This window comes from Flavisolibacter ginsengisoli DSM 18119 (genome assembly GCF_900129295.1).
In the GTDB taxonomy this organism is placed as follows: Bacteria; Bacteroidota; Bacteroidia; order Chitinophagales; family Chitinophagaceae; genus Flavisolibacter; species Flavisolibacter ginsengisoli.
The window spans coordinates 197,657-213,814 of record NZ_FQUU01000006.1 but is presented as its reverse complement, the minus strand read 5'-3'; the positions used below and the strand labels follow the sequence as shown (position 1 = coordinate 213,814).

The window sequence follows — 16,158 nt, the reverse complement described above, 5'->3', positions numbered from 1 at the left end:
CAATGAAACATACACTGCTTATAGCTTTAGCTTTTATCATCACATATTCTGCTCAGTCACAAGGCTGTGTTGCCATTCGAAACAATGGCAGTACCTGCACTATGATGGAATCCCACGAGACACAGGGGCATTCCGGTTGGGTTTTTGCCTTAAATAACCGCTATTTCAAATCATATAAACACTTCGTTGGTACTGTAGAACAAAAAGAAAGAGTTGAAAAAGGAACAGAAGTGATCAATCATGTGTTTTCTACAGAAATGGCATTGACCAAACAATTCAATTCCCGCTGGTCTTTTGGAATGTTTGTTCCGGTTATCAGCAATGCACGTTCATCCATGTACGAGCATTACGGTAATACAAGTACCAGTCCCAATGCCCGCCGCTCCACTCATTCTTTCGGTATTGGAGATATGCGGTTTGCAGCCTACTACTGGCTACTTGATCCTGCCACTGCCACCAGGAGGAATCTGCAGCTTGGACTCGGTATCAAATTGCCTACAGGCGACTATCGTTACCAGGATTATTTCTACAAGAACGATTCTACTAAGGTCCTTGGTCCGGTGGATCAGTCTATCCAATTAGGCGATGGTGGCACTGGTATCACTTTAGAACTGAATAGTTTTTCTTCTTTATCGAAAGAACTCAGCTTGTACCTGAATGGTTTTTACTTGTCCAATCCCAGGGAGCAGAATGGTGTATCCACTTCAAGAGGCGGTGCTGTATCTGCCACTAATATTGCTTATGGCACAGATGTAATGAGTGTACCTGACCAATATATGGCAAGGGCCGGAGCTAACTATAACCTGGAACATTTTTCTTTTTCTGCCGGTATGCGCATTGAAGGTGTGCCAGCGGAAGACATCATTGGTGGTAGTAATGGTTTCAGAAGGCCTGGCTATGTGCTTTCTGCAGAACCTGTCGTTGCTTACAGGATCAATAAAACACAGTTGTATGTATCTGTTCCAGTAGCTGTGGAAAGAAACCGTACACAAAGTGTTGCAGATAAATTAAGGACTACCAAAACAGGCACCTACACACAGGGTGACGCGGCCTTTGCTGATTATACAATCAACTTTGGAGTGTCGTTCGCTTTAAAATAGATTAATCATCAATCAGGCATATTGTCCCTGGGTAAATGTGCCTGATTGAATTAGCTGCCAGTGCAGATACTGCTTTGCATGAAGCAATGATACTGCTACTACACCTGTGACTTTATTATCACCTTAAATCTTATTTATGTGCAGTAAGAAATATAAATATGCTTGCTTACTTGCCGTTGGTTTAATTGGTATGACGAGGGTCAATGCCCAAACGGATGTTGATGCGATCATGATGAACAAATACCAATTCTGCAACGGATTAATGTATAGCCATTCTTCCTGGAATAATTACTGGGAAGGAACCTTGAAGAGAAGTAATGAAAACCTGGGCACTGTTTCCACCCAGGCCGTTATGTATATGGGCGCATATGGCATTACCGATCAGTTAAATGTCATAATAGGTGCTCCCTATATCTGGACTAAGGCATCCGCCGGAACCTTTCATGGATTGAAAGGCATCCAGGATGCGTCAGCATTCATCAAATGGAAACCTGTTTCCAAAGCATTTGGAAACAATAAGATCTCATTATTTATCCTTGGAGGTGTGTCTACGCCATTATCCAACTATGTAATTGATTATTTACCCTTTTCAATTGGCCTGGGATCCACCAATGTAACAGCCAGGGGCATGGTAGATTACTGGCATAAAAGATGGACAGTGACAGGTTCTGCTTCCTATATACGACGTAGCAATGTCAAGCTGGACAGGGATGCTTATTACGATACAGAATTACATGCCACCAATGAGGTGAAAATGCCTGATGCTGCATTCTATCAATTGCGTGCGGGTTATAGAGGAACTTATTTAATTGCTGAAGGCGTTCTTTCTAATATGACCACACTGGGAGGCTTTGATATTACCCGTAATAATATGCCTTTCCCCAGTAACAGGATGAATGCCACTACTGTAGGCGTGAATATCAAATACACGTTGAAGAACTGGACTAACCTTTCCATACTGGCTGGTGCTAACACTACATTGAGTGGAAGAAACATGGGACAGTCCAAAGACTACAGTGCTGGTGTTTTTTATGCTTTTTATTTCAAAAACAGGAAGCCTGTTCAAACCAACAATAAAGACTAGTATGAAAAAGATTATAAACCTCACTTCCGCAGTAATAGGATGTGTATTAATATTTTCATCCTGCTCAAAAGATATTGCAGGGAGGACAGATGATCTGTCTTCATTAACTCCTGCAAATATTGACCTGGATGCTGGTGCCTGGAAACCAATTTTACTAACGTCACCGACAGAGTTTCCTGTAGCAGCACCCATTGCTACTACTTCCCCTGATTACATTGCACAGGTCAATGAGATCAAAAGCTGGCAGTCAAACATAACGCCAGACCAAAAGCAAATAGTAAAGTATTGGAGTGCCGGTGCGGTGCTTCGCTGGAACGAGATTTTGCGGCAATTGGTAGCCAAACACAATTTGCCTCCCTATCAAAATGCCGATGGTACTTACCCTTTGCCAAATGCCAATAATCCTTTGGCATACCCGCAGTTTCCATTCTCTAACCCACCTTATGCAGCAAGAGCCTATGCCTATATTTCAGCGGCACAATATGATGCACTGGTAGCAGCATGGTATTACAAAAAACAATACAATCGTCCTGCACCTTATACAATAGACCAGGGAATCAATGTCATGTTTTCGAAAACAGCACTCCCTTCGTATCCATCAGAAGATGCTGTAGTTGCCGGTGTTATGGTTGAAATGATGAAACTAATGTTCCCGGGTGACCAGGATTTTATTCAACAAAAAGCAGAAGAACATACAAAAGCACGGATAATAGGTGGTGGTAATGTACGCAGCGAAATAGAAGCTGGTGAAGCATTAGGTAGGGCAGTGGCCCAAAAATTTGTTGCACGTGCCCGTGGTGACAGGGCCGGAGCCGCTGCAGGCAACGCCACCATTTGGGCCAAATTTGAATCGGATTGTGTAGCGAAGGGTGAAACTCCATGGAAAAGCCTGGAAACACCAAGTCGTCCGCCAATGCTGATGATGTTTGGAAAGGTAAAAGCATTTTTATTTGATTCGCTTACTGCAGTATCATTGTGTCCTGGCCCTCCACCTTCTACTTCGGGTAGCCAAATGAAAAAAGAACTGGAGGAGGTTTATTCCTATACCAGTTCACCTACCCGGGATAATATTGCAAAGGTCCATTTCTGGGCTGATGGTGTGGCCACCAGTACGCCACCGGGTCATTGGAATGATATCGCTGCCAATGATTTTATAAAAAAGAATTTCAGTGAAGTTCGTTGGGCCAGGAACCTTGCTTTATTGAATATGGCGGAATTCGATGCTGCCATCATTACCTGGAATACAAAGATGATGTATTTCAATCCAAGACCCTCACAGCTTGATCCACGTATTAAGACCTTAACTGGCCTGCCTAATTTTCCTTCCTATATTTCTGGTCATTCCACTTTTAGCGCAGCTGCAGCTGCCGTTTTGGGACATATAATCCCGGAGAGAAAATCAGCGTATGAAGCCATGGCCATGGAAGCAGCTATGTCCAGGCTTTATGGAGGTATCCATTTCCGTAGTGATTGTGAGGTTGGACTTGTAGTGGGCAAGAATGTTGGAAATTATGCGGTGCAAAGAGCATTGACAGATGGAGCGGAATAATTAAAAATATTAATCACAAAAATATACACAAAAATATGAGCGCATAAGCAGCACGTTTAATAACGCAAAAATTTAGAAGATTGATTGAATAGGAAGATGCCGGTTGTCTAGCCGGCATTCCTTTTTTATTCCGCTAGCTGTTATTACTACTGCATCACTGACTACAGATCTATTTTATTATGTATCTTTTGATCCTCTTTTATCTATAAGATATAGCTGTATGAAGAATTCTATTTGCGTGTTTATTGCCTTTTTAACAATGATTGCTGTAGTTGCACAACCAGTTCAAACTCCGGATCTGCTTTGGGGCGATCTTTTCAAAGAGGTTCAATTGAAAAGGGTCTTCAAGGATAATAAAACATTTGTGGATGCTGTTCCCAAATATTCCAGGGAACAGATATTAAAGGATTACCAGCAACAAAAACTAACAGATACATTCAACCTGCTTTCCTTTGTAAACAATCATTTTAATGTACCTGTAGCTACTTCAGCGAAGGTGGAAGAAGGATTGCCTATAACTGCGCATATAGAACAATTGTGGGATGTGCTGCAACGAAAGGCGGATGTTAATAAGCCTAATAGTTCATTGCTACCTCTGCCTGAATCCTATATAGTTCCAGGCGGACGTTTCAGGGAGGTCTATTATTGGGATAGTTATTTTACCATGCTGGGTTTAATGGAAAGTAAAAGATATGGGCTGGTAGAAAATATACTGGATAATTTTAAATACCTCATTGATCAATACGGGCATATTCCCAATGGCAACCGTAATTATTATTTAAGCCGCTCTCAACCTCCCTTTTTTGCCTTGATGGTTGACCTGCTTGCGCAGAAAAAAGGACCGGCCATTTACAAAAAATATTATTCTGCATTGGAAAAAGAGTATGCCTTTTGGATGCAGGGCGAAAAGGACCTGAAGCCAGGCAATGCATTCCGAAGGGTGGTGAAGCTGGATAATGGTACTGTATTAAACCGTTACTGGGATGATAAAAGAGCGCCAAGGGAAGAATCCTATGCAGAAGATGTAGCTACTTTTGAAAAGACCAAAGATTCTATGACATTTACAAACCTGCGGGCAGGAGCTGAAAGCGGCTGGGACTTCAGTAGCCGCTGGTTTGGTGATACTGCACATTTGGTAACCGTGCAAACTACAGACATTGTACCTGTTGACCTGAATAGCCTTTTGTATGCTTATGAGAACATTCTTTCCAAAGCAGCAGGAGTGAAAAAGCAATCGGCAAAGGTCAATTATTATAAAGCAAGAGGAGAAAAGCGTAAAGCAGCTATTCAAAAATATTGCTGGAACAATAAGGAGCAGTATTATTTTGATTACAACTTCAAAGAGAAAAAAACTACAAATAAATACACAGCAGCCGGAGCCATGCCTTTATTTGCCAATGTTGCCACAAAAACACAGGCGGAAGGTGTTCAGAAAAATATAAGGGAAAAACTATTGAAGGATGGTGGTATAGCAACCACTGTTTATCATACAGGACAACAATGGGATGCTCCCAACGGTTGGGCGCCTTTGCAATACATAGCTGTTAGAGGACTCCTGAACTATAAATATGATCAACTGGCTAACACAATTGCAGAAAGATGGATGAACGTTAACGAAAAGGTTTTTGCTACCACAGGAAAACTTCTTGAAAAGTATAATGTGGAGAACACGAACCTGGAAAGCGGGGGAGGCGAATATCCAACGCAGGATGGGTTTGGATGGACTAATGGGGTTTACCTGAAGTTCTCTGCCTTATTTAAAGACCATAAGAATACGGCCAAACCGATGAAGCCATTTTAATAACTGGTGCAGAAGCTGGTATGTTTTCTTGTTTCAGCAGGAAATGATCATTGCATTTTCCTGAGCTGTTAATAATTGGTAACTATTCATTTGTTAATGGGTTAAAATCTTTTCTATAACTTCCCCATCCAATTTATTAATCAACAGTTCATCTGTATTCTACATGGGAGACTTTCAAATTAAGGTACAGCCAAAAAATTATGATGTAATTATTGTTGGATCGGGAGCAGGAGGAGGCATGGCAGCCTATATGCTTGCCAATGCCGGGTTAAGTGTGGCACTGCTGGAAGCAGGACCTAATTATGATCCTGCCAAAAATGTTACCCAGTTAAAATGGTCTTATGAATCGCCCAGGAGAGGCGCCAGTACAAAGTTTCGTCCTTTTGGTGATTTTGATGCTTCCTATTGGGGATGGGAGATAGATGGAGAACCTTATACAAAAGCAGAGGGTACTGAGTGGGACTGGTGGCGATCGCGCATGCTGGGTGGAAGAACCAATCACTGGGGTCGTATTTCCCTTCGGTTTGGACCCAAAGATTTTAAGCGCAAAAGCATTGATGGTTTGGGTGATGACTGGCCAATTAGTTATAATGATGTGAAGCCCTACTATGACAGGGTTGATAAACTGATCGGGGTATTTGGTACCAATGAAGGATTGGAGAATGATCCTGATGGAATATTTCTGCCACCCCCAAAGCCGCGCCTGCATGAATTATTTATAAAGAATGCAGCTACCCAGGCGGGTGTGCGGGTCATCCCCTCCCGGCTATCCATCCTGACAAAGAAATTAAATGACCAACGTGGTTCCTGCTTCTTTTGCGGACAATGTAATAGGGGCTGCCAGATATATGCCGACTTCTCTTCATCTTCCGTACTGGTAAAACCTGCACTGGCTACAGGCAAAGTTGACTTGTATGATAATGCTATGGCCCGTGAGGTATTGACCAATAATGAAGGATTGGCAACAGGTGTATCGTATATAAGCAAAGAAGATGGCAATGAATACCAGGTCAAGGGTAAAACAGTAATACTGGCTGCCAGTGCATGTGAATCAGCCAGGCTTTTACTGAACTCCAAATCACCAAGACATCCTAATGGACTGGCTAATTCCAGTACTGTGGTTGGAAAATACCTGCATGATTCCACAGGAGCGGCAATGGGTGGCGTGCTTCCTAAATTGTTTGACCGCAAGCGGTATAATGAAGATGGAGTGGGTGGCATGCATGTATATTCTCCATGGTGGCTGGATAATAAGAAACTTGATTTCCCACGTGGATACCATATTGAATATTGGGGAGGCATGGGTATGCCTGCATATGGATTTAGCTGGGGCATGGAAAACCTTAATGGTAAGTACCTGGTCAAAGGCCAACAAAAAGAAGCGGGAGGTTATGGCAAATCCCTTAAAGAAGATTATAGATTTTTTTATGGAGCAGGAGTGGGCATGGCAGGAAGAGGGGAAGCTATTGCAAGGGAGGATAATTATTGCGAGATAGACCCTGAGGTTGTTGATAAATACGGTATTCCAGTGTTGCGTTTTAATGTAAAATGGAGTGACTATGAAATTAAGCAGGCAAAGCATATGAAGGAAACCTTCAAAGAGGTCATGCACAATATGGGGGCAGTGGTAACCTGGGGTGGTGATGATGATGAGAAAAATAATTATGGCCTGGAAGTGCCCGGCAAGATCATTCACGAGGCAGGAACGGTGCGCATGGGCAGTGATCCTAGACGTTCTGCTTTGAACAGCTATAACCAGGCGCACGATTGCAAAAACCTTTTTGTCGTGGATGGTGGTGCCTTTGTTTCACAAGCAGATAAAAATATCACCTGGACCATCCTGGCACTCTCCATGAGGGCTTCGGAATACCTGGTGAGTGAAATGAAAAAACAAAATATTTAATTGATCAATCCTCTTTATTTAAATAGATATTGCAATGGATAGAAGAGAATCATTAAAGCTCATTGCCTGGAGCACCGTTTCCACCAGCCTGATCGTAGATGCCTGTAAAACCAAGGACAAAGTAGTAGAAAAAGCACCAGCCAAGGAGGCTGCTGCATCTTCAATAGACCGTATGGCTGAAGAAAAGGCGGAGTATGAAAAGTTAACGTCTTATCAATTCTTCAATGCACATGAAATGGCCACCATTGGGGTGTTGGCAGACATTATAATTCCTGCTGATGAAGTTTCAGGAAGTGCTACAGATGCAAAGGTGCCCGACTTTATAGAATTCATGGTTAAAGACAAACCAGAATTCCAGACTCCCATGCGAGGTGGTTTAAGATGGCTGGATGTCCAGATGGTCAAACAATATAACAAACCCTTTAAGGATTGCAGCCAGCAGCAACAGATTGCAATGGTTGATGCCATTGCCTATCCTGCAAAGGCAAAACCGGATATGAAGCAAGGCGTTAGTTTTTTTAGCCTGATGCGCAATTTAACAGCCTCTGGTTTTTATTCTTCCGAAATGGGTATTAAGGATGTAGGATATGCAGGCAACAAGCCCAATCAATGGAATGGTGTTCCGGACGAAGTTTTGAAACAGTACCAGCTTGCTTATACCGATAAGGAGCTCAAAGAATGTGTAAGCTTTAATTCTAAGTAATATTAAATATCAAACTGTATGAAACAATTCCTTCTTTCCTTCATATGCATAGCAGCTATTTGTAGTTGCGTCAATGCACAACAAAAGGCCCGTCCTGAAGACACCGAGGTATGGAAGCCAGTGCCGGCAATGGTTACTCCTGGCAAAACCAGTGCAGATGCCCCTTCCGATGCGGTCATCCTTTTCAATGGAAAAGATCTGTCTCAATGGGTCTCCACTTCCGATACAACCAAACCTGCTGGATGGCTGGTGCAAAAAGGTGTTATCACAGTTAATAAAAAGGCAGGTGATATTCAAACAAAAGCCTCATTTACCGATTACCAGTTACACCTGGAATGGAAGGTCCCTAAAAATATTACAGGTAAAGGACAGGCACGGGGCAACAGCGGTATATTCCTGGCTGCTTTACCTGATGGTGGTTACGAATTGCAAATCATTGATTCCTACCATAATGAAACCTATGTAAATGGACAGGCAGGAAGCCTATACAAACAGCATCCACCATTGGTGAACCCAATTCGTCCACCCGGCGAATGGCAGGTATATGATGTCATTTGGACTGCACCACGCTTCAATGCCGATGGCTCTGTAAAAAGCGCAGGAAAAGTGACAGCATTTTTTAATGGTGTCGTAGTTCAGAACAATGCTGAACTTAAAGGAACAACGGAGTATATTGGGCAGCCAAGAACTGTTTCCCATGGACCTTTACCTATTCGCCTGCAGGCACATGGTGATCCCAGCGAACCTATAAGCTTTCGAAATATCTGGCTTCGCAATTTGTAATTAATGGTTTGTATCATCAACTTATAAGCAATCCTTTAGGGTTGCTTTTTTATTCCTTAAGTAAATTCCAATATCCTAAATCATTTAATCCTTTACATTTATCGTTATAATACATTGATATGCTCAACAGGTTATTCCTTTCCTTTTTCCTCTTCACAGTAATTATTGTAAACAGTAAAGCACAAACGCAGCAAAGTTTCTTTAATGATATGAAATACCGGATGATCGGTCCACACAGGGGTGGAAGAACTGTTGGCGCGGTGGGCATACCTTCACAACCCAATGTTTTTTATATAGGCGTTAATAATGGCGGTGTCTGGAAAACTACTGATTATGGCAGAACATGGAACCCCATATTCGATGACCAGCCTACTGGGTCAGTTGGAGACATTGCAGTGTCACCTTCCAATCCTGATGTGATATATGTTGGATCCGGAGAAGGCTTGCAACGTCCCGACCTATCAGTAGGTAATGGTATCTATAAATCAACTGATGGTGGCCACAGTTGGATCAATACAGGCCTTAAGGAAGGACAGCAGGTGGGCGGCCTCGCTATTGACCCAACGAATGAGAACCGTGTTTTTGCTGCAGTACTTGGGCATCCGTATGGGCCAAATAAAGAGCGTGGTGTTTACAGGACACTGGATGGAGGTAAAACCTGGGAACAGGTGCTTTATAAAGATGAAAATACTGGCGCGATACAGGTAACTATCGACCCTGTCAATCCCAATATCGTTTATGCTGACCTGTGGGCAGGCAGACAGGGACCCTGGGAGAATGGAGCATGGGATGGACCCGAAAGCGGTTTGTTCAAATCAACTGATGGGGGAACCACATGGAAAAAATTAACAAAGGGATTGCCCGGAACTTCGGTAGGATTGGGCCGTATTGGATTTACCATTGCGCCCAGTGATCCTAATCGTTTATACGCCACCGTTGATGCAGCACAGGCCAGCGGCATATACAGGAGCAATGATGCCGGTGAAAGCTGGGAAAAGATACAACTTGACCCCAGGCTTTGGGGAAGAGGAAGTGATTTTGCAGAGATCAAGGTCGATCCTAAAAACAGGGACATAGTTTATTGCGCTAATGTAATGACCTGGAAATCTGTAGACGGAGGTAATAATTGGACGGCATATAGAGGAGCACCTGGAGGTGACGACTACCACCGCATCTGGATCAACCCAAATAATACTGATATACTGCTTATTGCCAGCGACCAGGGCGCAATTATAACTGTCAACGGTGGACAGACCTTTTCATCCTGGTACAACCAGCCAACAGCCCAGTTCTACCATGTTAGCACTGATAATGATTTCCCTTATAATGTATATGGTGCGCAGCAGGAAAGTGGTTCTGTGGGTATAGCCTCCCGGGGCAATGATGGGCAGATCACATTCAGGGAATGGCACCCTGTTGGTGTTGAAGAATATGGTTATGTAGCACCAGATCCCCTCAACCCAAATATTATCTATGGCGGAAAGATCAGCCGTTATGATAAAAGGACTGGGCAGGTGCAAAATGTTGCACCCGAAGTACTGCGTTCTGGTAAATACCGTTTCCTGAGAACTGCCCCCGTTTTGTTTTCACTGGTAGACAACAAGACCCTGTTCTTCGCAGGCAATGTATTGTTCAAAACCAGGGATGGCGGACATTCATGGAAGGAGATCAGTCCTGACCTCACCCGCGAAAGCTGGGATATACCGGCAAGCGTAGGTATTTACGCTACTGAATCTTTACAAAAAATGCCACGCCGCGGCGTTATTTATACTGTTGCTCCCTCACCAAAGGATAGTAATACCATATGGTGCGGCACGGATGATGGATTGATACAGGTAACCAGGAACGGTGGTAAAACATGGAAAAATGTTACTTCCCCGGCTATTACATCCTGGAGCAAAGTATCCCTGATGGAAGCCAGTCATTTTGATGTGAATACGGCTTATGCTGCAGTGAACAGGATACGACTCGATGATATGAAACCGCACATATACAGGACAAAGGATGGTGGAGGTAACTGGACAGAAATAGTGAATGGACTTCCTGATGATCCTATCAACGTAGTCAGGGAAGATCCAACTACAAAAGGTTTATTATTTGCCGGTTCTGAAACAGCCGTATATGTTTCCTTTGATGATGGTGCGCATTGGCAATCTTTACGGTTGAACATGCCTGCCACATCTATAAGGGACCTTGTCCTCAAGGACAATGATCTTGTCATTGGCACACATGGCAGAAGTTTCTGGATACTTGATGATATTGAGCCCTTACGCCAGCAATCAATTAAAAGAACAGCAGGAACATTTTTATACAGGCCTGCACCGGCTTACCGTGTACGCTGGAATATGAATACCGATACACCGCTACCACAGGAAGAACCCGCCGGACAGAATCCACCTGATGGCGCTATGATAGATTATTTCCTTGACCAGGATGCAAAAGGTGAAGTGGTGCTGCAGGTATTGGATAAAAACAATAAGCTTGTGCGTACTTACAGCAGCAAGGATACTATGTACAGCATACCTCCTAATAATGTTCCGCCTTACTGGATAAGGCCACAGGAAATATTATCAGGGAAGGCAGGTTATCACAGGTTTGTTTGGGATCTTCATTACCAGCCCTTGCAGCAGGCTCCATCATTCCCCATAGCAGCCATTTATCAGAATACAGCACCTGAGCCTAATGCTCCGTTTGTTATGCCTGGAACCTATACCATTAAATTGATGGCTGGTGGCAAAACATATACACAACCTCTTGTGATAAAAATGGATCCAAGGGTTAAAATAGCTGCACCAGACCTGGAGCAGCAGTATAAACTTTCATTGCAGTTGTATCAATTAAGACAACAGGTAATGCAGGCCATATCAGATAAAACTGAACTGGAGAGCCGTTTGAAGAAAGGGACAACAGCAGGTCAAATACCTGGCTTATTGGAAAAGCTGGCCCAATTTGATAAACCAGCCAATGCGCGGGAAAGGAACCTGTCGCAATTGGACAATGCACTGGGCAGTCTTGTCAATCTTTTGCAGGATGCAGATAGTGCACCAACCATTCAGGTTGTTATTTCCAGTAATACATTGCAAGTGGAAACAAAAAAGAAATTAGCTAATTGGGATAAATTAAGATCGGCAATTCAAATGGCCCGGAAATGATCCCTTTTATTTTTATAATTTAGTGATATGGGCCTCACTTATGTCCCAGGTGTCGCCCAAGTCCCCAAAAAATAAAAAGAAAGAAGCACAATGCAACCCAGCAACGAAGGATTTATTCCAAAGCACGGTGGTTATCGCAATTTGATAACCTACCAAAAGTCGGAGATTGTATTTGATGGTACTATTTACTTTACCAACCGCTTTTTTAGAAAATACGACCGTACAATTGACCAGATGGTGCAGGCAGCCAGGTCAGGCAAGCAAAACATTGCAGAAGCCAGCATGGCATCAGCTACCAGTAAAGAAACAGAAATGAAGCTTACCAATGTAGCCCGTGCCAGCCTGGAAGAATTACTAATAGATTACGAGGACTTTCTAAGAATCAATAAGCTGCAACAATGGACAAAAAATAGCAGGTTATACCTAAGGTTCTCTGAACTTAACAAAACACCAAACGCAAGCTATGAAACTTTCAAAAAAGCCATTGAAAACCCTGCACCTGAAATATGTGCCAATACCATGATTTGTTTGATCAGGGTTACTACCTGGTTGTTGGCGCAACAATTAAAATCACTGGAACAGGCTTTTATCAAGGAAGGTGGATTAAGAGAAAGAATGACGAAAGCAAGACTAGATCATAGAAATAAAAAATAGCATCTTATTATTAGGGGACTTAAAGGACACTGGTGACTCGTCGTCATAATGCTTTTTTCCCAAAAACCAGATAAGTTTTGCAAACCATGCTAATAAATACTCCTTAATCTTTTAAACTCTAAAGATTCTAATCTTAGATTCCCTGGTGATTGAAGTTTTATCCGCGAGTAAATATTACCCGGGAAATAGATCGCTGTCATTACACTGGTGCCACCATCCGCAAACAGTTCTATGGAAGCATTGTCAATGACAAGCGTCATGTCCATATCCTGTTTGGTGGAAAGCCTTGGTGCTGTATGCCTGGCGGCAAATCCTTTTTCAAATTCCACCTTGCCTGATTCCCTTCTGTCAATGAAATACATATTCGATTGCTGGTCAAAACCAACGATTAGCTTTTGTCCTATCTCGTTGGATAATTCAATGGAGAGATCTCCTATTTGAGCTGCTTTCAATTGTATCATGGATGGTCCATTGACAAGACCTGTTTTCTCTGTAAGGTCAAAATTGCCAGCCTGAATGTTATTCAATACAACAGGTTTTTCTGCCAGCACATTCAATTCCGGAACAGGGTTGGAGGTTATGTAATAGCTTTCGCCAATTTTTTGAATACCCAGGTCACGCGGCACGGTCATGGCGCTGCGCCATCTTAGGGTAGGCACCACCGTTGCATACTGCCAGTTGCTCATCCAGCCCAGGAATATTTTTCGCTTGCCGGTATTTGACCATGTAACACCTGCATATTCATCAGGTCCATAATCCAGCCATTTGGTTTCAGTGGAAAATGGTTTGAATGCCTTCCCATCAAAATCACCTAAGAAATATTGAGTGGCAGAGCCTCCATTAGGCCCACCGGGGTTCAGGTTGACTATAAGTACCCAAATGTTTTTGCCATTATAATTAAGTTGAAAAAGATCAGGGCATTCCCATACACCTCCATGAGCCCCCACCTCTTTTCCAAATTCACTTTCCTTTTTCCATTGCTTAAGATCAGGGGAGGAATAAAATGTGATCCTGTCCAGTGTGGCCAGTGTCATGATCCATTTATTGCCTGGTTCGTACCACATGACCTTGGGATCACGAAAGTCCTTAATGCCCGGATTCTTTAAAACAGGATTGCCGGCATACTTTGTCCAAGTTTTGCCTTCATCAAGGCTATAGGCAAGGCTTTGGTTTTGATAATCATTCCTGCCAGCGCTTTCTCCTTTAGGATCGTGGTGAGTAAATATGGCTACCATGGCTGGTGTGCCATTCCTGCCAAATCCAGTTGTATTCTTTTCATCTATCACTGCACTTCCTGAGAATATATAACCGAGGCTATCAGGATATAAAGCTATAGGCTGATGTTGCCAATGCACAAGATCTTTGCTGGTAGCATGCCCCCAATGCATAGGCCCCCATACAGTACTATCAGGATAGTACTGGTAAAAAAGGTGGTAGGTGCCATTATGAAAGACCATGCCATTGGGATCGTTCATCCACTTTTCCCTGGGCGTAAAATGAACCAGTGGCCTGTGCAGATCATCCGTTGGATCAAATTGAGATGATGGATGGCGTACCGTTGAACAGGAAATGATCAGCGCTAAAAAGATCAGGTATTTACATTGATTCATATAGCTATATGTCAAATGATTAAAGTAAAAATTACACCGTGCAATAAATGATACAGAGCTTAGACTTTTACCAGTTTCTTTTCCAGGTCCTCCAGTGATACGCCCTTGGTCTCGGGAACTTTTGTAAATACCCATACCAATTGCAACACCATCATAAAGGCAAAGAATGCAAAAATGGGCCAGGGATTATCCTTGAAAATGCCATTGTCCTTATCAAGGAATACTGGAGTGATCAATGTGATCAATGCCGCAAACACCCAGTGTATGCTCGCCCCAAAGGATTGACCTACCGCACGGACTTTGTTGGGAAATATCTCGGAAATAAATACCCAGATAACAGCCCCCTGTCCAATGGCATGCGCTGCAATAAAAAGCAGCAGGAAGCTCATTAATAAAGTAGCGCCAGCATGTGAATAAAAACACCAGGCTACCATTCCAAGGCTAAGGATATAACCAAAAGAACCAATAGCCAGCAAGGTTTTCCTTCCTAGTTTGTCTATTAAATACAATCCAACAAAAGTGAATATAAGGTTGGTCCCCCCAATCGCTATGGAATTAAAAAGTGATTCCTTGGCTGCAAGGCCAGCTCTTTCCAGTATCTCCGGGGCATAGTATAGAATAAAATTGATCCCTGAAACCTGGTTGAAAAAAGCTACCATAAAAGCCAGCCATAGAATGTTTTTGTATTTGGCGCTGAAAAGTTTGGAGCTATGTCCAGCAGACGTTTCATGTTGATAGCTTTTTACTATAGCTGCTGTTTCAGCTTCAGGATCTGCAATCCCCAAATTGGATAGAATCTTTTTTGCCTTGCCTGTATCGTTTTTATTGGTGATCAACCACCTTGGGCTTTCCGGTACACCTATTACCAGGGAAGAATAAATTAAGGATGGTACTGCCAATGCACCGAGCATATACCTCCAGTCATTGGCGCCTCCAACACCCTGTAAAAAGTAATTGGACAGGAAGGCTACCAGGATGCCAAAGACTATATTGAACTGATACAATGCTACCAGTTTGCCCCTGTTAGCTGGTGTAGAGATCTCGGAGATATAGGTAGGAGCAGCCACGGATGAAACGCCAATACCCAATCCCCCTATAAAACGAAAGAAAGAAAATGTATAAGGATCAGGCGCCAGTGCCGTGCCAAGTGCCGAAGCGCTGAAAAGTATGCCTATCCAAACCAATACTTTTTTTCTTCCCCATTTTTGTGTAGGTATACCACCGAAGATGGCACCAACGACGGTACCCCATAATGCCATGGACATGATGAAGAATCCATGGAAGAGGGGCGAAGTGTGCCACAATTGCTTGATAGGCAGGTTAGCACCCGAAATAACCACGGTATCAAACCCAAATATAAAACCTGCCAGGGCTGCAGTAAGCGATATACGCAACACATAGGCAGAGATGTTCATTGGCTTTTGTCCATGTAAAGCAGTTTCTACGGATTTATTTGCTTCTATATACATACAAGAAATATTAAATGGCGATGAATGGAAGAAGGTTTGTTTTTGTTTTGGTCATTGCAGGCAAGAATCGTAAAAGAAGATTCAATATTTTGGCATTGCTACCTATTCGGTCATTAAGTTATTAAAATCATCCCACTCTTTATTAAAAAAAGCACTAAGGGTTTGAAAAATAGTTCTTTAACACCTGTTGTGTAAAAAGATAAATGATGATTCGCAGAATGGTTGAACGAAACGCAAAGTAAGATGAATAGGCAGGATGCTTGCAAATATCAAAAATCCTTTCTATGTTAGCAGCTGCTTATCGTTAAGCCTGCCGACCGTATCCATTTCCTATAGCTTTTATTGACCAA

The 16,158-nt window shown here is 42.8% G+C and carries 11 protein-coding genes; 9 read left to right on the top strand and 2 right to left on the bottom strand.

Features of this window, described 5'->3' with window-relative positions; genetic code table 11:
• Positions 1–2 precede the first annotated feature (2 nt).
• From BUA53_RS09355 to BUA53_RS09315, 9 genes are all read left to right on the top strand, one after another.
• Complete coding sequence (locus BUA53_RS09355) at positions 3–1,100, top strand: transporter family protein (RefSeq protein ID WP_072835103.1); 1,098 nt, start codon at positions 3–5, stop codon at positions 1,098–1,100.
• 136 nt (positions 1,101–1,236) lie between these two features.
• Entirely contained in the window at positions 1,237–2,184 is a 948-nt protein-coding gene (locus BUA53_RS09350) for a hypothetical protein (protein WP_217652966.1), read from the top strand.
• Position 2,185: 1 nt separating this feature from the next.
• Entirely contained in the window at positions 2,186–3,733 is a 1,548-nt protein-coding gene (locus BUA53_RS09345; protein WP_072835102.1) for a vanadium-dependent haloperoxidase, read from the top strand.
• A gap of 220 nt (positions 3,734–3,953) precedes the next feature.
• Positions 3,954–5,534 carry an alpha,alpha-trehalase TreA gene (gene treA, locus BUA53_RS09340; RefSeq protein WP_072835101.1) on the top strand — a complete coding sequence of 527 codons (1,581 nt, stop codon included), beginning with the start codon at positions 3,954–3,956 and terminating at the stop codon, positions 5,532–5,534.
• Positions 5,535–5,697: 163 nt separating this feature from the next.
• Positions 5,698–7,437, top strand: coding sequence for a GMC family oxidoreductase (locus BUA53_RS09335; RefSeq protein ID WP_072835100.1), 1,740 nt, complete (start codon positions 5,698–5,700; stop codon positions 7,435–7,437).
• A gap of 34 nt (positions 7,438–7,471) precedes the next feature.
• The gene (locus BUA53_RS09330) at positions 7,472–8,140 is read left to right on the top strand and encodes a gluconate 2-dehydrogenase subunit 3 family protein (protein ID WP_072835099.1); all 669 of its coding nucleotides are present in this window, start codon (positions 7,472–7,474) and stop codon (positions 8,138–8,140) included.
• An 18-nt stretch (positions 8,141–8,158) separates the two neighbouring features.
• Positions 8,159–8,923: a 3-keto-disaccharide hydrolase gene (locus BUA53_RS09325; RefSeq protein ID WP_072835098.1), complete on the top strand. Its 765-nt coding sequence runs from the start codon at positions 8,159–8,161 to the stop codon at positions 8,921–8,923.
• A gap of 119 nt (positions 8,924–9,042) precedes the next feature.
• A complete protein-coding gene (locus BUA53_RS09320; RefSeq protein WP_072835097.1) occupies positions 9,043–12,075 on the top strand; it encodes a WD40/YVTN/BNR-like repeat-containing protein in 3,033 nt (1,010 codons plus the stop codon).
• 90 nt (positions 12,076–12,165) lie between these two features.
• Positions 12,166–12,729, top strand: a complete 564-nt coding sequence (locus BUA53_RS09315) for a four helix bundle suffix domain-containing protein (RefSeq protein ID WP_072835096.1) — start codon at positions 12,166–12,168, stop codon at positions 12,727–12,729.
• Between the two features lie 89 nt (positions 12,730–12,818).
• Here the strand turns inward: BUA53_RS09315 and BUA53_RS09310 are convergent, their stop codons facing one another.
• Together BUA53_RS09310 and BUA53_RS09305 are read right to left on the bottom strand one after the other, a co-directional pair.
• Complete coding sequence (locus BUA53_RS09310) at positions 12,819–14,339, bottom strand: glycoside hydrolase family 32 protein (protein WP_072835095.1); 1,521 nt, start codon at positions 14,337–14,339, stop codon at positions 12,819–12,821.
• 59 nt (positions 14,340–14,398) lie between these two features.
• Entirely contained in the window at positions 14,399–15,808 is a 1,410-nt protein-coding gene (locus tag BUA53_RS09305; protein WP_072835094.1) for a sugar porter family MFS transporter, read from the bottom strand.
• Between the last annotated feature and the right edge of the window lie 350 nt (positions 15,809–16,158).